This window comes from Bradyrhizobium sp. (genome assembly GCF_030697065.1).
Classification (GTDB): domain Bacteria; phylum Pseudomonadota; class Alphaproteobacteria; order Rhizobiales; family Xanthobacteraceae; genus Bradyrhizobium.
Map to the genome: position 1 here is coordinate 67204 of NZ_JAUYQU010000228.1, position 24098 is coordinate 91301.

18 protein-coding genes are annotated in these 24098 nt (G+C 64.9%); 10 read left to right on the top strand and 8 right to left on the bottom strand.

Features of this window, described 5'->3' with window-relative positions; translation table 11 throughout:
- Positions 1 to 56 precede the first annotated feature (56 nt).
- The 10 genes from Q8R73_RS18050 to Q8R73_RS18095 all read left to right on the top strand — a co-directional run bounded on the left by Q8R73_RS18050 (position 57) and on the right by Q8R73_RS18095 (position 13385).
- A complete protein-coding gene (locus Q8R73_RS18050) occupies positions 57 to 1457 on the top strand; it encodes a hypothetical protein (RefSeq protein WP_305720912.1) in 1401 nt (466 codons plus the stop codon).
- Positions 1458 to 1557: 100 nt separating this feature from the next.
- A complete protein-coding gene (locus Q8R73_RS18055; RefSeq protein WP_305720913.1) occupies positions 1558 to 1827 on the top strand; it encodes a hypothetical protein in 270 nt (89 codons plus the stop codon).
- 138 nt (positions 1828 to 1965) lie between these two features.
- Positions 1966 to 3084: a c-type cytochrome biogenesis protein CcmI gene (ccmI, locus tag Q8R73_RS18060; RefSeq protein ID WP_305720914.1), complete on the top strand. Its 1119-nt coding sequence runs from the start codon at positions 1966 to 1968 to the stop codon at positions 3082 to 3084.
- 64 nt (positions 3085 to 3148) lie between these two features.
- The gene (gene ccmE, locus Q8R73_RS18065) at positions 3149 to 3667 is read left to right on the top strand and encodes a cytochrome c maturation protein CcmE (protein WP_305720915.1); all 519 of its coding nucleotides are present in this window, start codon (positions 3149 to 3151) and stop codon (positions 3665 to 3667) included.
- Positions 3664 to 5646 carry a heme lyase CcmF/NrfE family subunit gene (locus tag Q8R73_RS18070; protein ID WP_305720916.1) on the top strand — a complete coding sequence of 661 codons (1983 nt, stop codon included), beginning with the start codon at positions 3664 to 3666 and terminating at the stop codon, positions 5644 to 5646. The genes ccmE and Q8R73_RS18070 overlap by 4 nt, the downstream gene beginning before the upstream one ends.
- A 109-nt stretch (positions 5647 to 5755) precedes the next feature.
- The gene (locus Q8R73_RS18075) at positions 5756 to 6256 is read left to right on the top strand and encodes a cytochrome c-type biogenesis protein (protein WP_305720917.1); all 501 of its coding nucleotides are present in this window, start codon (positions 5756 to 5758) and stop codon (positions 6254 to 6256) included.
- Positions 6257 to 6426: 170 nt separating this feature from the next.
- Positions 6427 to 8016, top strand: coding sequence for a Do family serine endopeptidase (locus tag Q8R73_RS18080; protein WP_305720918.1), 1590 nt, complete (start codon positions 6427 to 6429; stop codon positions 8014 to 8016).
- A gap of 275 nt (positions 8017 to 8291) precedes the next feature.
- Positions 8292 to 8972, top strand: coding sequence for a response regulator transcription factor (locus Q8R73_RS18085; protein ID WP_305720919.1), 681 nt, complete (start codon positions 8292 to 8294; stop codon positions 8970 to 8972).
- Positions 8956 to 10422, top strand: a complete 1467-nt coding sequence (locus Q8R73_RS18090; protein WP_305720920.1) for an ATP-binding protein — start codon at positions 8956 to 8958, stop codon at positions 10420 to 10422. Before Q8R73_RS18085 ends, Q8R73_RS18090 begins: the two co-directional genes overlap by 17 nt.
- Positions 10419 to 13385: a bifunctional [glutamine synthetase] adenylyltransferase/[glutamine synthetase]-adenylyl-L-tyrosine phosphorylase gene (locus Q8R73_RS18095; protein ID WP_305720921.1), complete on the top strand. Its 2967-nt coding sequence runs from the start codon at positions 10419 to 10421 to the stop codon at positions 13383 to 13385. The genes Q8R73_RS18090 and Q8R73_RS18095 overlap by 4 nt, the downstream gene beginning before the upstream one ends.
- Before the next feature lie 152 nt (positions 13386 to 13537).
- Here the strand turns inward: Q8R73_RS18095 and Q8R73_RS18100 are convergent, their stop codons facing one another.
- The 8 genes from Q8R73_RS18100 to Q8R73_RS18135 form a co-directional block, all read right to left on the bottom strand.
- Positions 13538 to 15841, bottom strand: coding sequence for a PAS domain-containing sensor histidine kinase (locus Q8R73_RS18100; protein ID WP_305720922.1), 2304 nt, complete (start codon positions 15839 to 15841; stop codon positions 13538 to 13540).
- Positions 15842 to 16058: 217 nt separating this feature from the next.
- Entirely contained in the window at positions 16059 to 17441 is a 1383-nt protein-coding gene (locus tag Q8R73_RS18105; protein WP_305720923.1) for a cation-efflux pump, read from the bottom strand.
- Positions 17442 to 17683: 242 nt separating this feature from the next.
- On the bottom strand, positions 17684 to 18658 hold the full coding sequence (locus Q8R73_RS18110) for a zinc-binding dehydrogenase (protein WP_305720924.1): 975 nt from the start codon (positions 18656 to 18658) through the stop codon (positions 17684 to 17686).
- Between the two features lie 157 nt (positions 18659 to 18815).
- The gene (locus Q8R73_RS18115; protein WP_305720925.1) at positions 18816 to 19811 is read right to left on the bottom strand and encodes a nitronate monooxygenase family protein; all 996 of its coding nucleotides are present in this window, start codon (positions 19809 to 19811) and stop codon (positions 18816 to 18818) included.
- 233 nt (positions 19812 to 20044) lie between these two features.
- Positions 20045 to 20476 (bottom strand): CBS domain-containing protein, encoded by a 432-nt coding sequence (locus Q8R73_RS18120; RefSeq protein WP_305720926.1) that lies wholly within the window; start codon positions 20474 to 20476, stop codon positions 20045 to 20047.
- Positions 20477 to 20645: 169 nt separating this feature from the next.
- Positions 20646 to 22154 carry a tripartite tricarboxylate transporter permease gene (locus tag Q8R73_RS18125; RefSeq protein WP_305720927.1) on the bottom strand — a complete coding sequence of 503 codons (1509 nt, stop codon included), beginning with the start codon at positions 22152 to 22154 and terminating at the stop codon, positions 20646 to 20648.
- A 64-nt stretch (positions 22155 to 22218) separates the two neighbouring features.
- A complete protein-coding gene (locus Q8R73_RS18130) occupies positions 22219 to 22728 on the bottom strand; it encodes a tripartite tricarboxylate transporter TctB family protein (RefSeq protein WP_305720928.1) in 510 nt (169 codons plus the stop codon).
- Positions 22729 to 22809: 81 nt separating this feature from the next.
- A complete protein-coding gene (locus tag Q8R73_RS18135) occupies positions 22810 to 23811 on the bottom strand; it encodes a tripartite tricarboxylate transporter substrate binding protein (protein WP_305720929.1) in 1002 nt (333 codons plus the stop codon).
- Positions 23812 to 24098: the final 287 nt, after the last annotated feature.

Genomic DNA, 24098 nt, shown 5'->3' on the forward strand with positions numbered 1-24098 from the left:
AATGACGGGTGGACGCCGACTGCCGTCCGAGCGAAACACGCATCCATACCGGGCGCATGGGCCAGACATCGATCGAGCGGCTGAGGGACTATCTCGCGCAGCTTCCGCCGCAGGCGCAGGCGCTGCTGATGCGCGAGTTCGAACGCGCCATCGAGCGGGGCGAGGACACCACGGTGGCCACCTTCGTGCTCGAACAACTGCGCAAGATCGTGCGCGGAACCGATGAAGAGGCGAAGCCGCGCGTCGACGATCCGGCCCGCCTGCTGTTCCGCCCGCTCGAGCCGTTTCTGGTCGAAGGCAGCGCTCCGGTGCGGCCAGGTCAGATTCGCCGCACGTCGTTGCTGCCGGTTTGGCAGTGGCTGATCCGCGAGGGTGCGCCCGACCAGGCGAGGGAATTCGAAGCGGCGCTGGAGCGGGTGCAGCAAGGCGGGTCGACGTCCGAGCTCGAAGTGGCCGTCCGCAAGTTTCAGCACGCCGCGGCGGATGCGATCTTCAGGATCGCCAAACCGGTACCCGGCGGCGACCATCAGCGCGCGCTGACCCGGATCGGTCCGCCCAAGGTGATCGAGGATGTGCTGCCGATCGGCTCGGTGCTGCAGGCCCGCGAAGCCATCGATACCCTCAACGGCCGGCTTCCCAGCCTGCTGCGCGTATTCGCGGATTCGCAGATCGCCTCGATCAGCGCGTGCCTCAACGTTCCTTCGCTGCAAACCCCGCAATTGCTGCCGTTCGCGCTGTCGCTGGTGATGCAGCGGCTGCCGGCGCCGTGGCAGATCATCCGCCTGGCCATCAAGATGGCCGCGTCCGACGACGAGATCCGGGTTGCGGCGACGCCCTACGGCGTTGCCGTCACCATTGCGCTGCATGACCTGTCGATGCTCGCGGCCAGTCTGCGGACCGACATCAAGCGCGGCCATTTCGACACCGTTGCGGACCAGCTCAAGACCCTTCATGACGGCGTGCGCGGCTTGCGGACCGAACTCGATCTGCGCAACGATTCTTCCTGGGGCAAGCAGCTGACGTCGATCCGGGCCGATATTTCCAACGCCCTGCAAGCGGAAATCGACAGCGTGCCCGGCCGGGTCCGGCGCCTGCTGCGACAGCGGGCCGACAAGGATATTCCCGTCGGCGCCAAGATCGACAACGCCGATGTCGATGAAACCGCGGCATTGATCGATTTCGTCGCGGTATGCCGGACCTATGCCAGCGAGCTCGCGATCAACGAGGTCACGCTGCGGACCTACTCCGACCTGCAGCAATATATCGAGAAGTCCACGGAGTCGCTGGTGCAATCGCTGCGTGGCGGCGACGCCAGGACGCGCGGCTTCCGGCAGATGCAGGTCAGGGCGGCGATCCGCTTCTGCGAGGTATTGTTCGGCCAGGACTATGCATCGCTGATGAGCAGGGCGGCCGAAAACGCGCAGACCGTCGAACGCAAGCCGTCGCGCGCTAGTTAAACAGTTGGTAAAATTATAGGTTGCAATTTTGATTGACTGATTTCGGCGTGGGACGTACACCTCGCGGTGCCGGTTTCATCAAGTCATTGAATTTTGCAATATGAACTCAATCATTAATTACGTGGAAATCGAAAACCGCGTCGTCTCCGCAACGTATCGAAACCTGATGATCGGCGCCAAGGTGGTCCTGGTCGACAAGACCAATGATCGGCAATTGACCGACCCGATCACGACGATCGCGTCGCCGGCCCCCGCCGGCTCGCTCCGGATCAGGCTGCCGGCCACGGTCGAGCCGGGCGACTATTATCTGAAAGCGCTGAACGGGCACGGCGCCCCGGTCGCGCAAAGCGTCGGGTTTCACGTCGGCTAATACCGGTTTTGCGTGGGTTTTCGGGCTTTCCCCGCGTCGCAGGCAGATTGATAATTGTCAATTGCCCGGGTCGCCGCCCGTGGTGTAAAGCGGCGCATCGGCGCCTGCTGTGGCGCCGTTCCACCGGAACTTGGGCTGATGACGCTGTGGTTTGTGTTCGCGCTGATGACCGTCGCGGCGATCTTCGCCGTGCTCTGGCCGTTGCGCCGGGCCGGCCGGCCGCAGAGCGAAGGCAGCGAGGCTGCCGTTTACAGGGATCAGCTCGGCGAGATCGACCGCGATGTCGCCAGCGGACTGATCGGTTCCACCGAAGCTGAAGCCGCGCGCGTCGAGATCAGCCGCCGGCTGCTGGCCGCGAGGGACAGTCAGGACGATGCGCCGGTCGCATCAAGTGTCAGGTTGCGCCGATCCGCAGCCATGCTGGCGCTGATCGGCCTCCCGATCATCGCGGTGGCGACTTACCTCCCGCTTGGATCGCCGCGTCTCGGCGATTTCCCGCTGGCCCAGCGCGCCCGCGCGCCCGATGCCGCCCAGCCCTTTGAAAACATGGTCGCGCAGGTCGAGGCGCATCTGGAGAAGAATCCGACCGATGGCCGGGGCTGGAACGTGCTGGCGCCGGTGCTGGCGCGGCTCGGCCGCTTCGACGAAGCTGTCCGCGCCTACCGCAATTCGATCACGTATAATGGCGACAGTTCCGAGCGCCGGTCCGATCTCGGCGAAGCGCTGGCCGCCGCTGCGGGCGGCGTGGTCACCGCGGAGGCGAAGACCGAATTCGAACGCGCTGTCGCGATGAACGCCGACGAGGTCAAGGCGAGCTACTTCCTGGGGCTGGCTGCCGAGCAGGACGGACGCGGCAGCGAGGCCGCTTCGATCTGGCGTGCCATGCTGGCAAAAGCGCCACCGGATGCGCCGTGGCGGCCGCTGGTGCAGGCCGCCCTGGCGCGGGTCGGCGGAGCGCCGGTCCCGTTGCCCGGGGCGCCGGTGCTCTCGAACGAGGCGATGGCCGCGGCAAAAGACATGAAGGAGGCCGACCGCAGCGAAATGATCCGCGGCATGGTCGAGCGCCTCGCCACCCGATTGAAGCAGAACGGCGACGATGTCGAAGGATGGCTGCGGCTGGTGCGTGCCTATATGGTGATGGGCGATCGCGACAAGGCGAGGTCCGCGCTCGGCGACGCCCGACAGGCCGTTGCCAACGACGAAGCACGGCTGCGGGAACTGAATGAGGGCCTGAAGAATCTCGGGCTCGACGGATAAGCATGATGCCGAAACGTGTGACGCGGTTTTCGGATCACATCGGGCGAAAGACCAGAGGCGAGGCATGACGCGCAAGCAGCGGCGTTTGACAATGATCGGCGGTTCGCTCGCGGTGCTCGCCGTCGCGGCGGCGCTGGTGCTGAACGCGATGCGCGATTCGATCGTGTTCTTCTCGACGCCGACGATGCTGGCGGAAAAGCCGGTCGCCGCCGGCAAGCGGTTCCGGCTCGGCGGTCTGGTTCAGCCGGGATCGCTGGTGCGCGGCGACAATCTTGCGGTCACCTTCCAGGTTGCCGACGGCAGCGCCGCGCTGCCGGTTTCCTTCAAGGGCATTCTGCCCGATCTGTTCCGCGAAGGGCAGGGGGTGGTCGCCGAGGGCGCCCTCGATGCAACAGGCGTTTTCAAGGCCGATACCGTGCTTGCCAAGCATGACGAAACCTACATGCCGAAGGAAGTCGCGGACGCGCTGAAGAAGCAGGGACACTGGAAAGACGATTACGGCGCGAAGAAGCCGGATTACAGCGCCAAACCCGCCGCCGCGGCACAAGGCGCGCCGCAGGCGAACCAGGGAGTTTCCCAGTGATCGCGGAGTCAGGACATTACGCGCTGGTGCTGGCGCTGGCGCTGGCGCTGATCCAGTCCACCGTGCCGATCCTCGGCGTGCGCTGGCGCGATCCCGCCCTGATGAATGTCTCGCGCTCCACCGCGCTGGCGCAGTTCATGTTCGTCGCGGTGTCGTTCGTGGCACTGGTCATGTTGTACGTCACGTCCGACTTCTCCGTCGTCAACGTGTACGAAAACTCCCATTCATCCAAGCCGCTGCTCTACAAGATCACCGGCGTATGGGGCAATCATGAAGGCTCCATGCTGTTGTGGGTGTCGATCCTGGCGCTGTTCGGCGGTCTGGTCGCCGCGTTCGGCAACAACCTGCCGCTGTCGCTGCGCGCTTATGTGCTGGCGGTGCAAGGCTGGATCGCCAGCGCGTTCTACCTGTTCATCCTGATCACCTCGAACCCGTTCCTGCGCATCGCCAGCCCGCCGATCGAGGGCCGCGACCTCAATCCGGTGCTGCAGGACATCGGCCTCGCGGTGCATCCGCCGATGCTCTATCTCGGCTATGTCGGCTTCTCGATCTCGTTTTCATTCGCCGTGGCCGCACTGCTCGAAGGCCGGATCGACGCGGCCTGGGCACGCTGGGTGCGGCCCTGGACGCTGGTGGCGTGGATCTTCCTCACGCTCGGGATCGCGATGGGATCTTACTGGGCCTATTACGAACTCGGCTGGGGCGGCTGGTGGTTCTGGGATCCGGTCGAGAACGCCTCCCTGATGCCGTGGCTGGCCGGCACCGCGCTGTTGCATTCCGCTGTCGTGATGGAGAAGCGCAACGCGCTGAAGGTCTGGACCATCCTGCTGTCGATCCTGACCTTCTCGCTGTCGCTGCTCGGCGCCTTCCTGGTGCGCTCCGGGGTGCTGACGTCGGTGCATGCGTTCGCGACCGATCCGACGCGGGGCGTGTTCATCCTGCTGATCCTCTGCATCTTCATCGGCGGCAGCCTTTCGCTCTATGCCTTCAGGGCGTCGGCGCTGAAGCAGGGCGGGCTGTTCGCGCCGATTTCGCGCGAAGGCGCGCTCGTGCTCAACAACCTGTTCCTCACCGCGGCGTGCGCCACCGTGTTGATCGGAACGCTGTATCCGCTGGCGCTGGAAGTCCTGACCGGCGACAAGATTTCGGTCGGCGCGCCGTTCTTCAACCTGACCTTCGGGCCGCTGTTCCTGCCGCTGATGATCGCGGTGCCGTTCGGACCGCTGCTGGCGTGGAAGCGCGGCGACCTGCTCGGCGCGGCGCAGCGCCTGACCGCCGCCGGAATCGCGGCGCTGCTCGCGGTCGCCATGCTGTGGGCGTGGACGCGCGGCGGCAATGCCTTCGCGCCGCTCGCCATCGGGCTCGCCGTCTTCGTGATCGGCGGTGCGCTCACCGACCTCGCCGAGCGCACCGGTCTGTTCCGGGTGCCGTTCACAACGGCGGCGCGGCGCGCGCGGGGATTGCCGCGTGCGACCTGGGGCTCGGCGTTCGCGCATGCCGGCGTCGGCGTCGCCCTGATCGGAATCGTCTGCGAAACCACGTGGAACAGCGAATATATCGGATCGATGCGGCCCGACGATGTGGCGAAAATCGCCGGCTATGAACTGAAACTCGAGGACGTGACGCAGCGCAAGGGACCGAATTTCAGCGAGATGCTGGCGCAGTTCACGGTCAGCCGCGATGGCCAGCGGCTCAGCGAGATGACACCGTCGAAGCGCAATTTCGCCGCGAGGGCATCCTCGACCACCGAGGCAGCGCTGCTGACCAACGGCGCCAGCCAGCTCTATATCTCGCTGGGCGAGACCGCCGCCGATGGCGCGATCGCGGTGCGCATCTATTACAAGCCGATGGTGCTGCTGATCTGGTGGGGCCCGATCCTGATGGCGTTCGGCGGTGTGCTGTCATTGTCGGACCGCAGGCTGCGGGTCGGGGCCCCGAAGCCCGCGAAGGCCGCGCGCGGCTTGCAGGCGGCGGAGTAGGAACTCTTCCTCATCCTGAGGAGCCGCGAAGCGGCGTCTCGAAGGATGAATTCTTGGTGACGCCATCCTTCGAGACGCATCCCTCGGATGCTCCTCATGAGGAGAGAATATGCCGAAGCTGTTTGCGATTCTATTCGTCTTCATGACGGCTCTTGCCGCATCGAGCGCCCATGCCGTGCAGCCTGACGAGGTGATGTCCGATCCGGCCAGGGAAGCGCGGGCGCGGGATCTGTCACGCGAATTGCGCTGCATGGTGTGCCAGAACCAGTCGATCGACGATTCCGACGCACCACTGGCGCGCGATCTGCGCCTCCTGGTGCGCGAGCGGATCGCGTCGGGCGACAGCGACGCCCAGGTGATCGACTTCCTGGTGGCGCGCTACGGCGAGTTCGTGCTGCTGAAACCCAGGTTCAACTCCCACACGCTGCTGCTGTGGCTGTTGCCGCCGCTGGCGCTGGCCGGTGGCGGGCTCGCATTGTGGGTCAATATGCGGCGCCGTTCCGGGTCCGGTGCCAGGGAAGACGAATCCCTGGTCAAGCTGACAGCGGACGAGGAAGCCCGGCTGGAACGGTTGCTGGACGCGGAAGCGTCGTCCGAGAAACCGCTTTAGCCCCGCAGCCAAGGCCGCTGTCATCCTGCGATATTCCGCCGCATTGGAGATACGCCATCATTACAAAAGTTTAATTCCCCCGCCAGCGCGCGGTAAGGCTGCGACCCCCATCTTCAGACCCGTAAGGTGCTCGCCCCCGCACCGTCGAATCAGGCTCTGGAGATTGCTAAATGACCGAACGTCCCACCGATTTCTCTTCGCTTCCGTCGTACCGCGCGCCGCGCCGCCAGCTGTTCTCCGCCCGCAAGTTTGCGCTTATGGCCTCGGTCGTGGCCGGCCTCGGCGTTGCCGTCTACGGCTTCAGCCCGTCGCACGGCCCGGTCGATGTCTTCAGCAGCGCCGCGCATGCGCAGGTCAGCGCCGAAGTCCGCAAGGTGGAGAAGCCGATCGGCTTTGCCGACATCGTCGAGCGCGTGAAGCCGTCGGTGATTTCGGTCAAGATAAATATCGCCGAGAAGACCGCTTCCAAGGACGACAGCTCCGGCACCAACGACGACTCGCCGTTCCAGCCGGGCTCGCCGATGGAGCGTTTCTTCAAGCGTTTCGGCGGGCCTGACGGCCTGCCCCCCGGCATGCGCGGTGGACCCCGCCGCGGCCCGGTATCGGGTCAGGGTTCGGGCTTCTTCATCTCGCCGGACGGATTCGCCGTAACCAACAACCACGTGGTCGACGGCGCCGACAAGGTTGAAGTCACGATGGACGACGGCAAGACCTACACTGCAAAGGTGATCGGTACCGACCAGCGCACCGACCTCGCGCTGATCAAGGTCGACGGCCGCACCGACTTCCCGTTCGCCAAGCTTTCCACCAGCAAGCCGCGGATCGGCGACTGGGTGCTGGCGGTCGGCAATCCCTTCGGCCTCGGCGGCTCGGTGACGGCCGGTATCGTTTCGGCCAGCGGCCGCGACATCGGTAGCGGACCTTATGACGATTTCATCCAGATCGACGCGCCGGTTAACAAGGGCAACTCCGGTGGCCCGGCCTTCAACACCGACGGCGAAGTGATGGGCGTCAACACCGCGATCTATTCGCCGTCCGGCGGCAGCGTCGGCATTGCGTTCTCGATCCCGGCATCGACCGTGAAGAGCGTGATCGACCAGCTCCAGAACAAGGGCTCGGTCAGCCGCGGCTGGATCGGCGTCCAGATCCAGCCGGTGACGGCCGACATCGCCGACAGCCTCGGGCTCAAGAAGGCCGAAGGCGCGCTGGTGGCGGAACCGCAGGCCAACGGTCCGGCGGCAAAGGCCGGTATCGCTTCCGGCGACGTCATCACGGCGGTCAATGGCCAGCCGGTCAAGGATGCCCGCGAACTCGCCCGCACCATCGGCGCCCTCGCGCCCGGCGCTGCAGTGAAGCTCAACGTGCTGAGCAAGGGCCAGGACAAGGTCATCAACCTGACGCTCGGCCAGCTGCCGAACACCGTCGAAGCCAAGGCCGACACCGACAAGGACAAGGGCGGTGCGAGCAAGGGCACCGACGAGCCGCGGCTCGGCCTGACGCTCGCTCCGGCCAACAGCGTTGCCGGCGCCGGCAAGGACGGCGTCGTGGTGACCGAGGTCGTTCCGAAGAGCGCTGCGGCAGAGCGCGGCTTCAAGGAAGGCGACGTGATTCTCGAAGTCGCCGGCAAGAGCGTCACCAATGCCGGAGACGTGCGCGAAGCCATCAACGCCGCGCGCTCCGACAACAAGAACAGCGTGCTGATGCGGGTCAAGAGCGGTGGATCTTCGCGCTTCGTCGCGGTGCCGCTGGCAAAGGGCTGAGCTTCGGACCGTTGAACAGATGGAAGGTGTCGCCGGCATAGTCGCCCCCGCCGACGGCTCTTTCCGGGGGGCGGGCCTCAAAGCCCGCTCCCACCAGTTCCCTTTCGGTGGAATACGCCCCCCTCCGTCGGAAGGGTCTAAAGGGCGGTGAAGTCCCCCAGCTTCACCGCCCGCTTTTTTCGCTAACCGCGAGGCGCCAGGTCGCCTTGCATGAGGATGCCGGTCGCGCCATGGTGACAGAAAGCTCAACATCCCTGACCGCGACCGATCGCCATATGCGCCTTTTGATCATCGAAGACGACCGCGAGTCCGCCGACTATCTGGTCAAGGCGTTTCGCGAGGTCGGCCACATTGCCGATCTCGCCGGCGACGGCGAGGAAGGCCTGTCGCTCGCCGAATCGGGCGACTACGACGTGCTGGTGGTCGACCGCATGCTGCCCAAGCGCGACGGATTGTCGGTGATCGGGAGCTTGCGCGAGAAGGGCAACCGCACGCCGGTGCTGATTCTCTCGGCGCTCGGGCAGGTCGACGACCGCATCAAGGGCCTGCGCGCCGGCGGTGACGATTACCTGCCAAAACCCTATGCCTTCGCCGAGCTGCTGGCGCGCGTCGAGGTGCTGTCGCGCCGTCTTGGCGGTCCGGCCGAGGAAACCAGCTATCGCGTCGGCGATCTCGAGCTCGACCGGCTTTCGCACCGGGTGGCGCGCGGCAAGGACGAATTGACGCTGCAGCCGCGCGAGTTCCGGCTGCTGGAATATCTGATGAAGCATGCCGGGCAGGTGGTGACGCGAACCATGCTGCTGGAAAACGTCTGGGACTATCATTTCGATCCGCAGACCAACGTCATCGACGTGCACATTTCACGGCTGCGCTCCAAGATCGACAAGGGCTTCGAGCGGCCCTTGCTGCACACGATCCGCGGCGCGGGATACATGATCCGTGACGGCATTCGGTAAACTGATCCGCACCACCGCGTTCCGGTTGACGCTGGTCTACCTGCTGCTGTTCGCGCTGTTTGCCGCTTCGCTGCTGGTCTATTTCGCCTGGAATACGCGCCGGCTGATCACCGAGCAGATCACCACGACCGTGAATGCGGAGATCGGCGAGATCAGCGACATCTATGCCCGGCGCGGCCTGCGCGGGCTGGTGCTCACGATCGAGAACCGGGCGCTGCGGCCCGGCGCCAATCTCTATCTCGTGACCACGCCGACCGGGCAGGCCGTTGCCGGCAATGTCGGCTCGCTGGCGCCGGGCGTGATGGCGACCCTGGGCTGGTCGGAGACCGCCTACCGGCGGCTCGATGAGCAGGAAAACCGTCACCATCGCGCGCTGGTGAACGTCACCGAACTCTCCAGCGGTTTCCGGCTGCTGATCGGGCGCGACCTCGAGGAACGGCGGCGGCTGTTCGGCATCGTCGTGAAGGCCGCGAACTGGTCGCTGCTGGTCGTCATCGTGCTCGGGCTCGGCGGCGGCATCTTCGTGGCGCGGCGGGTGCTGCGGCGGATCGACGCCATGACCGGCACCGCCCAGCGCATCATGGCGGGCGATCTGAGCGGACGGCTGCCGGTCGGGCGCAGCGGCGACGAACTCGACCGTCTGGCGGAAAACCTCAACGCCATGCTGGAGCGGATCGAGGCCCTGATGATGGGGTTGAAGGAAGTTTCCGACAACATCGCGCATGATCTGAAGACGCCGCTGACACGGCTGCGCAATCGCGCCGAAGAGGCGCTGGCGAAATCCGGCAGCGAAGCCGATTACCGCAGCGCGCTGGAGCGCACCATCGAGGAATCCGATGGCCTGATCCGCACCTTCAATGCGCTCTTGATGATCGCGCGCGCCGAGTCCGGGCAGGCGCGCGGCAACATGGATGATTTCGACGCCGCCGACGTCGCCAGGGGGATCCAGGAACTCTATGAACCGTTGGCCGAAGACAGCGGCATGAGCCTGCAGGTCAAGGCCGTACCGACTCCTGTCCACGGCAACCGCGAACTGATCAGCCAGGCGCTGGCCAATCTGGTCGAGAATGCGATCAAATACGGCAAGCCGCTTCCCTCCATTCAGCCGCTTGGGCCCGGCGCGGTCGGCGCCGCCCCTGAAATTCTGATCGAGGCGCGGCGCGACGGTGCTTCGGTGCTGCTGAGCGTCACCGACCATGGGCCGGGGATACCGGCAGCCGACCGCGGCCACGCGGTGGAGCGGTTTGTCCGGCTGGAAGCCAGCCGCACCCAGCCCGGCTCCGGGCTCGGCCTCAGCCTGGCCTCGGCGGTGGCGACGCTGCATGGCGGCGAACTCCGTCTCGGTGACGGCAATCCCGGCCTCATGGCGGCATTGGCGATCCCGGCCCGGGCCGGCGCCAGTGACAGGCTTGCGGCTCAAACGCCGGATGTGCCACAGAAGGTGGCATGAACTCATCCGCGAAAGGCGACGCGGACCAACATCGTCTGGCCGCGCGGTTTGTGGACGGACCGCATGTGTCCGCTCCCGATAAAGCCGAACAGCGACTGGCAGACTGGCTGACCGATCTGACGCCGGTGCAGGCGGCTGCGATCGTCGACCTGACCGGCCGGTTCCCGCGCGCCAGGACCATTCTTCTCGGCATCGCCGAAGCCTCACCCTATCTGTTCGATCTCCTGCGCGCCGACGCCGCGCGCGCGATCCGGCTGCTCGAATGCGAGCCGGAGCCCCATCTGGCGCGGCTGATCGAAAGCACCTGCCGCGATGTCGCGGCCGCGTCGGCCGAAGCCGACGTGATGCAGTTGCTTCGCCGCATGAAATCCGAGGCGGCGCTGCTGATCGCGCTGTGCGACATCGGCGGCCTCTGGCCTGTCATGCGGGTGACGGCGGCACTGACCGATCTCGCGGTTGCCTCGGTGCAGGCGGCGCTGCGCTTTCTGCTGCGCCAGGAAGCCGGCCGCGGCAGGCTGAAGCCGCCGAGCTTCGATACCCCAGAGGACAACAGCGGCCTCGTCGTGCTCGCGATGGGCAAGATGGGCGCCGGCGAACTGAATTATTCCAGCGACATCGATCTGATCGTATTTTTCGATTCCGACGCGCCGACGCTGGCGCCCGACATCGAGCCGCAGACCTTCTTCGTGCGAGTCACCCAGGCGCTCGCGCGGATCTTGCAGCAGCGCAATGGCGACGGCTACGTGTTCCGGGTCGATCTGCGGCTGCGGCCGGACCCGTCCTCCACCCAGGTGGCGATCTCGATGGCCGCGGCGCTGCATTATTACGAGCGGGACGGGCGGACCTGGGAGCGCGCGGCCATGATCAAGGCGCGGCCCTGCGCCGGCGATGCCAAAGCAGGCGAAGCGCTGGTGGCGGAAATCGCCCCTTTCGTCTGGCGCAAGCATCTGGACTTCGCCGCCCTGGCCGACGTCCACGACATGAAGCGGCAGATGCAGACCTTCCGCGGCCAGAGCGAGATCGCGGTCGAGGGGCACAACGTCAAGGTCGGGCGCGGCGGTATCCGCGAGATCGAGTTTTTCGCGCAGACCCAGCAATTGATCGCCGGCGGCCGGCATCCGGAATTGCGGGTCCGTCCGACGCTGGAAGCCCTCGATGTGCTGGCCTCGAGCAACTGGATCACCTTTGCCGCGCGCGATGAACTTGCGGCGGCCTACATCTTCCTGCGCCGGGTCGAGCACCGGCTGCAGATGGTCGCGGACGAGCAGACCCATGCGCTGCCGGACGACGCCGAGGCGATGGAGCGTTTTGCGAACTTCTTCGGCCATGAGAGCCGCGCCGCGTTCGCCAGGGACCTGCTGTGCCACCTCAACATCGTGCAGGGGCATTACGGCAAGCTGTTCGAGGGCGATCCGGCCGGCACCGCGCAACTGCCGGCGGCGGATTACAGCGCCGGTCCCGACGATCCGAGGTTGATCGAACACCTGGTCTCGCTCGGCTTCAAGAAGCCTGTCGTGGTGGCGGGAACCGTCCAGCAATGGCTGACCGGCGATTATCGCGCGCTGCGCGTCGAAGCGACACGCGAGGCTTTCGTCGACTTCATCCCGGGATTGATCGACGGCCTGGCGCATTCCGAAGAGCCCGACAATGCGGTATCGGCGTTCGACCGATTCCTCGGGGCGTTGCAGCGCGGCGGGCGGCTGATCTCGCTGCTGAACCAGAACCGCGAGCTGGTCGAACTGGTGGCGCTAATCCTCGGCGCGGCGCCCCGGCTCGGCGACATGCTGGCGCGGCAGCCGCAGATCATGGACGGGCTGATCGATCCGCGCTTCTTCGGCGCCATGCCGGACCAGCGTGAACTGTCCATGCGGCTCGCGGCGACGCTGGCGGACGCCAGTGCCTATGAGGAGTTTCTCGACCGGCTGCGGCTGTTCGGCCAGGAGAGCCTGTTCCTGATCGGCACGCGGATCCTGTCCGGCACGGTCTCGGCCCAGCAGGCCAGCATCGCCTTTGCCGACGTCGCCGAGGGCATCGTCCACACCGTGCATGGCCTGGTCACCGACCGGTTCGCGGCCCAGCATGGCCGCATCAAGGGGCAGCAGACCGCGATTGTCGCGATGGGCCGGCTCGGCAGCCGCGAGATGACCGCCTCATCCGATCTCGATCTGATCCTGCTGTATGATTTCGATCATGAGTATCCCGATTCCGACGGCGAGCGGCCGCTGCACGGCGCGCAGTATTTCGCCCGATTCACCCAGCGGCTGATCAGCGCCTTCACCACGCGGACCAATTACGGCGTGCTCTACGACGTCGATATGCGGCTGCGCCCGTCGGGGCGCGCCGGGCCGGTGGCTTCGCTGATCGATTCCTTCGCCGACTACCAGGAAAACGAAGCCTGGACCTGGGAGCACATGGCGCTGACCCGCGCGCGGGTGATCTCGGCGCCGCCTGAGCTTCGCGCCCGTATCGAGAGCGTCATTCGCGCCGTGCTGACGCGGCCGCGCGACCGCGCCGCCGTCGCCGGCGACGTCGCGGACATGCGTCGCGCCATCGCGCAGGAGAAGGGCGAGGGCGACGTCTGGGATCTGAAATATGCCGCCGGCGGCATGGTCGATATCGACTTCATCGCGCAATATCTTCAGCTGGTTCACGCCGCCGACAAGCCGGAAATTCTCGACGTCTCCACGCTGCAGGTCTTGGACAGCGCCGCCCGGCTCGGCGTGCTGCCGCAACCGGCGGCGGAGACCTTGCGGTCGGCGACGCGGCTCTACCACGACCTGACGCAGATCCTGCGGCTCTGCGTCACCGAAAAATTCAAGCCGGAAACATCCGGCGAGGATCTCCTGCGCGTGCTGGCGCGGGCCGGCGACGCCCCGGACTTCTCCTCGCTGCAGGCGCGGGTCAAGGAGACCCAGACCGAGGTGAGGCGGGTGTTTACCGATATCGTCGAAGGGCGGAGTTGAGAGCGGTTCGAAGGAATCCCGGCGGCGACGACTTTGAGCAACCGGTAGCCCGGATGAAGCGCAGCGAAATCCGGGGCGCCTGGTTCCCGGATTGCGCTGCGCTTCATCCGGGCTACGGTCGCTCCGCTCGCAATGACGTCCGAAAAATCGCTCTACGCCGCCTCCGAAATCTTCGCCTTGGCCTTGCTGGCGTCGCGCGGCAGCGAAACGCAGACCACGGTGCCGGTGCCGAGCTTCGAGCGCAGCTTCATCGATCCGCCATGCAGGTTGGTCAGCGATCGCGCGATCGCCAGTCCCAGCCCGGAGCCGTGATAGGTTTTTGTCAGCTGACTCTCGACCTGCTCGAACGGCCTGCCCAGCCGCTGCAGCGAGTGCGGCGCGATGCCGATGCCGGTGTCGGCGATCATCAGCACGATGGTGTCGCTGAGCATCCGGCTTCGCACCACGACCTTGCCCCCGTCGGGTGTGAACTTCACCGCGTTGGACAGCAGGTTGACGATGATCTGCTTGACCGCGCGGCGATCGGCCACCACCGAAATGGCGCCGTCGATATCGGCGTCGAGTTTCAGGTTCTTGTCGTCGGCGCGGCCCGATACCACCCGCAGCGATTCCGCCAGCGTCTTCGACAGGTCGAGCTGCTCCATGTCGAGCTTCATCCGGCCGGCCTCGATCTTCGACATGTCGAGGATGTCGTTGATGACTTCGAGCAGATAGTGCCCGCTGGTGAGAATGTCGTGGCAGTATTCCTGGTATTTTTCCGAGCCGAGCGTGCCGAACATGCCGCTTTCCATGATCTCGGAAAATCCGATGATGGCATTGAGCGGCGTGCGCAGCTCGTGGCTCATGTTGGCCAGGAACTTCGACTTGGTCTGGTTGGCTTCCTCGGCGCGGTTCTTTTCCTCGGAGTATTTTTCGGCGAGATCGGCGAGCTCGACCTGCGAACGTTTCAGATCGATCACGGTGGCGCGCAGGCGCAGGTCGTTGTCGACCAGCTTCTGTTCGTGTTCCTTGATGCGGGTAATGTCGGTACCCACCGAAACGTAGCCACCATCCTTGGTGCGGCGCTCGCTGATGTGCAGCCAGTTGCCGTCGTCCAGTTGCGCCTCGAAGGTGCGCGCACCCGGCGCCAGGGCGGCGGAGTCATGCAGCCTGCTGCGGACTTCCGGCATGCTGCCGACTTCGATCACGGTTTCATAGGAGGTGCCCGGCGTCACCGCCGTATCCGGCAGCCGGTGCAGGCGCTGGAAGTGCGAATTGCACAGTACCAGGCGATCTTCCGCATCCCACAGCACGAACGCTTCCGGGATGGTCTCGATCGCGTCGCGCAGCCGCAGATCGGCCTCCACGGTCCGCTCGGCGAGGCTCTTCTGCTCGGTGATGTCGACGGCAATTCCGATCAGGTGCAGGCCGGCATCGGCTTCGCCCCGGCTGAGTTCGCAGCGCACCCGCAGCCAGATCCAGTGGCCGTTGGAATGCTGCATCCGGAAGCTCTGGTCGATGTGGTCGATCTTGCCGGAGATGAGCTGGTCGCCGATGGCGAACAGGTCGATGTCGTCGGATTTCACCAGTGCGTTGACTTCGCCGAAGGTCAGAAGGTCGTTGCGGGTGTCGAGCCCCAGCATCGTGAACATCGATTGCGACCAGAAAATCCTGCCGCGTGACAAGTCCCAGTCCCACAATCCGCAGCGTCCGCGGTTGAGCGCGGTGTCGATCCGGCCGCGCACCGCGTCGTTGATGAGGTCGCCCTCGCGCGCGCGGGTCGACTGCCAGTGAAACGCGAAGCCGAGGATCAGCACGACGAAGCCGGTGGTGGCCGAAAGCGTCACCGACAGCGCGGCGTCCGACCGCCACAGCGAATCGACCTTCTCCTGGATGATGATGACCTGGCCGGGCAGCGATTTGACGACACGCTGGATCGCCAGCGCGCCGTTGCCGTTCGGCAGCACGATGTCGGCCACGTGGCCCTGCTGCGACGTCCCGGTCAGCGCCAGCGCGGCGCTGATGGCCTCCAGAATGCCGGCGGTATCGCCCAGCGTGATCTCGATAGGGACCCGGGCGAGAACACGCTGGTCGGCGCCGGTGACGATGACGTGTCGCCCGGCGGCGACGCCCCACGACGGAATGAGCCCGGGCAGCAGGCTCTGCAGGCGGGCGATGTTCGCCGCCCGATCCTGCCTGACCGAGGTGATGCGGTCGAGGCGCTCGGTGAGCAGATCGGCGACCGCCGCGAGATCGCGTTTGAGGGTCGCGCGCTTCTGCCGGTTCTGATCGACGACCTGGACGAAGGCGCCGAGGCAGATCGTGATCAGGAAGGCAATGATCAGGGTGGGCACCGCGCGGCGGAGCGCAGGCTCCGCTACCAACAGCCGATGGTAGGCTGGTTTCGCGATCGATTGCGCCAATCCCTTGATCGAATCGGATTGAACGCACGCGCTCGCCGCGTCTGCGCGCGCCATACCTGCACCCCTCGGAGAGCTCTTGCACCTAATTCGAAACTGGCCCCAGTCACTTTCGAATCACAGCGATTTGAATCCAGTTTGGCCGGGCTGTCGAGAGTCAACGATTCGTTAATTAAAAATAAATCTTGTCCAACGGGGAATCGGGACTCGAATTGCCCGCAAAAATACCGGCCGGGTGAGTCCGAAAGGAGAACGCGCGCCCGGCGGCGAAATTTCAGCGCGCGTGCGGCGGCTCGGCATGGCTGATGACGCGCTTCACCGTCGGGAAGGCGCGGCGCAGCGCGCGCTCGATCTCGTCGACGTTCTGGTGCACCTTGATCACGCTCATCGAGGGCGCGGCGCGGCAGTGGAAGTTGACGATTTCGCCGGCATCGGTGTTGCGCACCCGCACATTGTGCACGTCGTGGATGGCGCCGTCGGCGGCAAAGCGCGCCAACGCCGCCTTGATGGTTTCGACGCGTTCCGGCGCGGCATCGGTTCCCTGGGGCAATTCCGGTTCCAGCGGTTCGATGTGGGTGTCGACTTCGACATCCTCGCCGAACTCGTCGCGTATGTTGCGTTCCAGCCCGTGGGCGATGTCGTGGGCCGCCGTCAGCGGCATGTCGCCGTCGACCTCGAGGTCGATGGAGACGGTGAGCTTGCCGCCGAGGTCGTGCACTGTGACGTGGTGGATCGCGAGGCCGGAATTGCGGGCGATCACCATGATGCGTTCCCGCACACTTTCATTGTCGCGCGCGACCGGCACCGCGGTGAATGTCAGGTCGGCGTCACCGAGCGCCTTGCTGACAGCCTGCTGCGCCGCTCGCTTGATCTGCTCGACGCGGTCGATCGGATAGGTGCGCGGAACCTGGACGATGGCGTCGATGAAATGGGTCGCGCCGACCATCCGTACCCGCAGCCGCTCGACATCGACCACGCCGGGCGCCGTCCGGATCGCGGCGTCGGCCTTCTCGGAGACGCCTGCGGGCGCACGGTCGAGCAGGGTCTCCACGGTGGAACGCGTCATTCTCACGCCGAGCAGGCCGATGATCAGGGCAACCGCGATGGCGGCCGCCGCGTCGCCCCACCAGAAGCCGAGGCCGGCCAGGATGAGGCCGGCGATGACGGCAAAGGAACCGAACATGTCGGAGGCGAAATGCAGTGCATCGGCGGCGAGCGCCTGGCTGTGCGTTTCGCGCGCGGCGCGGTGCAGCGCGCGCGCGCGCCAGAAGTTCACGGCGATCTCGACGACCAGCACGATGAAGGGGATTGCCGAGATGGTCGGCGGCGGTGCGCGTTCGCTCAGTCGGCCCCAGGCTTCGACCAGGATGCCCCCCGCCAGCAGATAGAGCAGGGCGGTGATGCCGAGCGCCGAAAGGCTCTCGAACTTGCCGTGGCCGTAATGATGCTCGTCGTCCGCCGGCCGGTCGGAAACCCGCACTACCGCCCAGGTGATGATGGTGGCCAGCATGTCGATGGCGCTGTGCAACGCGTCGGAGATCAGCGCCAGCGAGCCGATGGCGATGCCGACGGCAAGTTTCGCCGCTGCCATCGCGGCGCTGGCGAAAATCGAAATCGCCGCGACGCGGGTTTTGAGGGTGTGAACGGGGTAGGCCATGCGCCGGGGTGTAGCAGGCCGTCATGCAGGTTAAAAGCGCGTATGGAGTGCACTATCGCACTCATTCGCAGCAAGGATTGTTGCGAATTGTTCTGATTTAGGAAGCGGCGCGTAGGGTGGGCAAAGCGAAGCGTGCCCACCATTCAAAATAACGGGACGGCTGGTGGGCACAGCGCGAAGGCGCGCCTTTGCCCACCCTACGCGATCTCGCGTTACAGCGTCATTGAATCGATCCTGAAGGATTACAGCGTCACCACGATCTTGCCGAGGTGCCGGTTGGCTTCCATGTGGTCGAACGCCTTGCCGATGTCGTCGAATGAAAACACCTTGTCGATCGGCAATTGCAGTTTGCGCGATTCCACCGCGCCCCAGATATCCTTGCGGACTTCGGCAAAGATCTCGCGGATTTCCTCGATCGAGCGGGTGCGGAAGGTGACGCCGATATAGTTGATGCGGCGCGCGGCGTGCAGGTCGAAATTGAAATCGCCGTGGGTGCCGCCGAGCCGGCCGACATTGACGATGCGGCCCTTGACCTTGGTGGCTTTCAAATTCTGGTTGGCGACCGGTCCGGAGATCTGGTCGACGATCAGGTCGACGCCTTCGCCGCCGGTCGCCTTCAGCACCTGGTCGACCCAGCCGGGATCGGACGAATCCACCGCGAGGTCGGCGCCGAAATCCTTTAGCCGTCCGCGGCGGGTCGCGTCGGTCGACGAGCCGATCACGGTTTTGGCGCCCTTGAGTTTGGCAATCTGCAGCGCCATCAGGCCGACGCCGGAACTGGCGCCCTGGATCAGCACGGTCTGGCCCGGCTGCAGCGCGCCGTTGGTCACCACCGCGTTGTGCATCGTGGCGAGCGCGACGGGCAGGGTGGCCGCGTCCTCAAAACTCATATTGGCGTTGGAGGGAACGTGGAACAGCCGGCCGTGATCCGCCAGCGTGTATTCCGCGAACGCGGCGCCGCCGGAGCCCATCACCCGGTCGCCGACCGCAACGCCTTTGGCCTCGGGGCCGACTTCGGCGACTTCGCCCGCCCATTCCATCCCGAGCACGGTGCCGGCGCCGCCGGCGCTGCCATGGACGTGGCCCTTGGTCATGCCGAGGTCCGCGCGGTTGAGGCCGCAGGCGCGGACGCGCACCAGCACCTGGGCGGCTTTCGGCGATGGCTTCGCGACATCGGTGATTTCAGCGCCGTTGGCGCCATAGACATAGGCTTTCATGCGCGTTCTTCTTTTTCAATTGGCAGCATATGCTGGCCGTCATTGCGAGGAGCGTAGCGACGAAGCAATCCACTCTTTCTTTTCGGGGCAAGATGGATTGCTTCGCTCCGCTCGCAATGACGTGGAGGGTGCGGAGACCTTATCCCGCCTCTCCCGATTATTCGGCGGCCTGGCGGTGGCCGCCGGACAGCATGCCCGCGAACCGGGCCTGGATGATGGCTTCGGCATCGCGCATGATGCGTCCCACCAGTTCGGCGCAGGTCGGGATGTCGTGGATCAGGCCCTGCACCTGTCCGGCCGACCAGATGCCTTCATCGGCATCGCCGGTCGCATAGACCATCTTGCCGCGCGCGCCGGCGACGAGTTCGCGGACATCCTCGAATTTGGCGCCTTCCTTTTCCATCGCGACCACCTTGCTGCTGATGGCGTTCTTGGCGACGCGCGAGGTGTTGCGCATGGTGCGGAAGATCAACTCGGTCTCGCGCTCGTCATTGGCGACGATCCGTTCCTTCACCAGCTGATGGATCGGGCTCTCTTTGGTGCACATGAAGCGCGTGCCCATGTTGATGCCCTCGGCGCCGAGCGCCAGCGCGGCGACCAGGCCGCGGCCGTCGGCGAAGCCGCCGGAGGCGATCATCGGAATTTTGACCTTGTCGGCCGCCGCCGGAATCAGGATCAGGCCGGGGGTGTCGTCCTCGCCGGGATGGCCGGCGCATTCGAACCCGTCGATCGAGATGGCGTCGACGCCCATCCGCTCCGCCGACAGCGCGTGGCGGACGCTGGTGCATTTATGCAGCACGATGACGCCATGCTTCTTGAATTCGGTGACGTGTTCCTGCGGCTTGTTGCCGGCGGTCTCGACGATCTTGATGCCGCTTTCGATGATGGCCTGGCGGTATTCCGCGTAAGGCGGCGGCTTGATCGAGGGCAGGATGGTGAGGTTGACGCCGAACGGCTTGTCGGTGAGGTCGCGGCAGCGCGCGATTTCCTTGACCAGATCGTCGGGCGTCGGCTGCGTCAGCGCGGTGATCAGGCCGAGTGCGCCGGCATTGGCGACGGCCGCCACCAGTTCCGCGCGCCCCACCCACTGCATGCCGCCCTGTACGATCGGGTGTTCGACGCCGACGAGTTCGGTGAATCGCGTTTTGATCATGACTGGCCCTTTTGTTTCCCCGGCGCGAGGCGACCCGCGCGAATTTTCTGGATTTCAGGGGGCAGGATGACGGTATGCCCGGCAAATGTCTACCGGGCACGAGGACCGTTCAAACAACGCGATCATGCAAAAACGGGGCTTTGTTTCCGCGGGGCGGACAATTCCTGCATTCAGTCCGGCAGTTCGCGCGCGCTGCAGTGCTTCGACGCCTGAGGAGATCGCGGCCGACGGTGTCAGGCCGCAGAGACGGATCGTGTGGCCATGGCCTCGTCGTCGAACGCGGTGGAGATATCGCGGATGCTGATGACGCCGGTCAGGCTGTAGCTGTCTATTACCGGCAGATGTCGGATGTGGTTCTTGTTCATGAGATGACGCACGTGTTCGAGCGTATCGGTGGAACTGCATGACACCAGTTGCTGCACCGAGATCAGTTGCGAGACCTTCAGGCTGACGCCGGCCGCGCCGTGCTCGGCGACGGCGCGGACCACATCGCGCTCGGTAAACATGCCGACCGCCGTGTTGCCTTCGGTACGCACCACGTCCTTGACCACGAGCGCGCTGATGTTGCTGGCGCGCATCAGCCGGGCGGCAATGGCCACGGTTTCATTCATCCGAACCGTCGCAACGCGCGCCGTCTTCTTGCGCAGGATGTCTCCGACTTGCATCGCAACCTCCTTCAGGGGCCAAAGGTTAAGTAACAAGTTTGGTATACATTATGCCAAATGTCAATATGCCATCGATGGTCGCCGCCGTCGGGGGGATGGGCCCAAATGCAAAGCGCGCGCTCATCAGGGATGGGCGCGCGCTTCGCGGGAAGGGGATGTGACGGACGTGTCAGGCGGCCGCGGTGCGGGTTCCTCGCAACCGGGTGATGACTTCCTGGATGGCGGACCAGAACAGCGCGATCAGCCCCAGCACCATGATCGTGGAGACCAGCGGATTGGAGAAGAAGATGCCGAGCGAGCCCTGCGATCCCAGCAGCGACTGACGGAACGCTTCTTCCGCCTTGTCGCCGAGCACGATGGCCAGCACCAGCGGCGCGAGGGGGTAGTTGCACTTCTTGAGCAGGTAGCCGATGACGCCGAATCCCAGCATCAGCATCACGTCGAAGGTGCTGGAGTGAACCGAATAGGCGCCGATCGCGCACAGCACCAGGATGAGCGGCGCGATGATGCTGAACGGCACCCGCAGGATCGCCGCGAAGATAGGCACGCAGGTCAGCACGATGATGAGGCCGAACAGATTGCCGAGATACATCGAGGCGATCAGGCCCCAGACGAATTCCTTCTGCTCGACGAACAGCATCGGGCCGGGCTGCAGGCCCCAGATCAGGAGGCCGCCGAGCAGCACGGCGGCGGTCGGCGAGCCGGGCACGCCGAGCGAGAGCATCGGCAGCAATGCCGCGGTACCGGCGGCATGCGCCGCGGTCTCCGGCGCAACCACGCCCTCGATCTCGCCCTTGCCGAAATTCTTGCCGTTCTTCGAAACCCGCTTGGCGATGCCGTAGCTCATGAACGACGCCGGCGTGGCGCCTGCCGGCGTGATGCCCATCCAGCAGCCGATGATGCAGGAGCGCAGCGAGGTCATCCAGTATTTGGGCAGGCCCTTCCAGGTCTCCATCACGACGCGCAGATTGATCTTCGCCTTGCCGCCGCGGAAGCTCAGCCCTTCTTCCATCGTGAGCAGGATTTCTCCGATGCCGAACAGGCCGATCACGGCGATCAGGAAGTCGAACCCGTTGAGCAGTTCGGTGAACCCGAAGGTCAGGCGCAATTGTCCGGTGATGGAGTCGAGGCCGACGGCGGCCAGTGCGAAGCCCATCATCATCGCGGCGATGGTCTTGAACGGCGGTTCCTTGCTCAAACCGACGAAACTGCAGAACGCCAGGAAATACACCGCGAATTTTTCCGCCGGCCCGAATTGCAGCGCGAAGCTGGCGACCAGCGGCGCGACCAGCGTGATCATGATGACGGCGAACAGCGCACCGACGAACGAGGAGGTGAAGGCGGCGGTCAGGGCCTCGCCGGCCTTGCCCTGTTGCGCCATCGGGTAGCCGTCGAAGGTCGTCGCCACCGACCATGGTTCGCCCGGGATGTTGAACAATATCGAGGTGATTGCGCCGCCGAACAGGGCGCCCCAGTAGATGCAGGACAGCATGATGATGGCGGAAGTCGGCGGCATGCTGAAGGTCAGCGGCAGCAGGATCGCCACGCCGTTGGCGCCGCCCAGTCCCGGCAACACGCCGATGATGACGCCGAGCACGATGCCGAGCACCATCACCATGATGTTGAAGGGCTGCAGCGCCACCGCGAAGCCGTGAAACAGATTGACGAGTTCTTCCATGGTGTAAGTCCTGCGGCCCTGAGCTGACGCTTGTGTTGAGCTGGCGCTTCTGGCGACCGGGCGCCTAGAGGCCCAACCATTCCTCGATCGGCCCTTTGGGAAGCGGGACCAGGAAGTAACGTTCGAAGATGAAATAGGTGACGATCGGCATGCCGAGCGCCACGCCGAGCACCGTCAGCCAGCGGTACTTGCCGAGCCATCGCATGAAGTAGCCGATGAAGATGATCGAGGCGACGTACAGGCCGATGAAGGGCATCGAGCCGACATAGATTGCGGTGGGGATGACGACGCTCATGACCTGGCGAAGCTGTCCCCACTCGGCGAACAGGCCGTCGTCCCCGTCGCGCAGCGCGTGCCAGAGATTGATGGCGCTGGAGACGACGATGAAGAGGCCGATGTAGAACGGGAAGAATCCGGCGCGTGGGCCCTCGGCTCCCCAGTTGATCCCGGCCTTCCAGCTGCCGATGATCACGACGACCCCGAACAGCGCGAACAGCACGGCGACGCCGGCCTCCACAACCTTGTGCCTTGGGCCGTGAGTTGGGCCGGCAGCGCCTGAACTATCTGTCGTCATGAAAACTCCATGCGGAATCGCAGCTTCGCCTTCGCAGCCGATGCTGCGTCCCGCGCTGGTGAGCGTCCTCTATTTTCCTGATCAGTTTCCGGCGAGGAAGCCGGCCTCTTTCATCAGAACCTGGTGACGCTTTTCTTCGCCTTCGACCCACTTGGCATATTCGTCGCCGGTCATGAAGGTGGTGTTGAAGGCGCCGCTCTTCATGAAATCCTGCCATTCGGGCGTCGCGCGCACCTTCTTGAACAGATCGATGTAGTAGTCGACCTGGTCCTTGGTGGCCTTGGGTGACATGAAGATGCCGCGCAGCATCAGATATTCCATATCGAGACCCTGCGATTTGCAGGTCGGAATATCTTTCCAGCCCTTGCCGTCCGCGATGGGATCGCCGTAGGCCATCTGCTTGCCGTCGAACACGCACAGCGGACGAAGCTTGCCGCCACGCCATTGCGCGACCGCCTCGATCGGATTGTTGACGCTCGAATCGACGTGGTTGCCGACCAGCTGCACAGCGACTTCGCCGCCGCCCTTGTAGGGAATGTAGGTGAACTTGGTGCCGGTTGCCTTCTCGATGGCGACCGTGATGATCTGGTCTTCCTGCTTCGATCCCGTGCCGCCCATCTTGATGGTGCCCGGGGGCGCCTTCTTCACGGCGTCAATGTAGTCCTTGACGTTCTGGTACGGCTTTTCGGCATTGACCCAGAGCACGAATTCGTCGAGCGCCAGCATCGCGACCGGTGTCAGGTCCTTCCAGTTGAAGGGAATTCCGGTCGCGAGCGGAGTCGTGAACAGGTTCGAAAGCGTAATGATGATCTTGTGCGGATTGCCCGCCGACGACTTCACGTCGAGGAAGCCTTCGCCGCCGGCGCCGCCGGACTTGTTGATGACGACCATCGGCTGCTTCATCAGGCTATGCTTGGTGACGATGCCCTGGATGGTACGGGCCATCTGGTCGGCGCCGCCGCCTGTGCCGGCGGGGATAATGAACTCGACCGGGCGAACCGGTTCCCAGGCCGCCGACGCGATGCCGCTCGTGCAAAACGCGGCGACGGTGGCCAGCGCCAGACGCAAAACAGAACTTTTCATTTGTTTCTCTCCCATTGCATTCGAGCGCGCCGGTCTAGGCCGGCTTTGCCATCAACTTATTCCGGCGGCCCTTCGGGCCTGCCCGGCCGAACGTGCCGCAGGGATTGTCCCCGCGAGACGGCTGCCTGTTAGAATTGTATGAGGTACCTTCGGGCGTGGCATCCGCTATTTTCGGATGAGCTCAAGCTTCGGAAGGTCGCGTTGATCCCGTGGATCAGGTCCTTGTTGTCCCCCATGCTGCGCTGTTCTTGTTGATGCGCTAACGACGGCATATTGGTATGCGATAT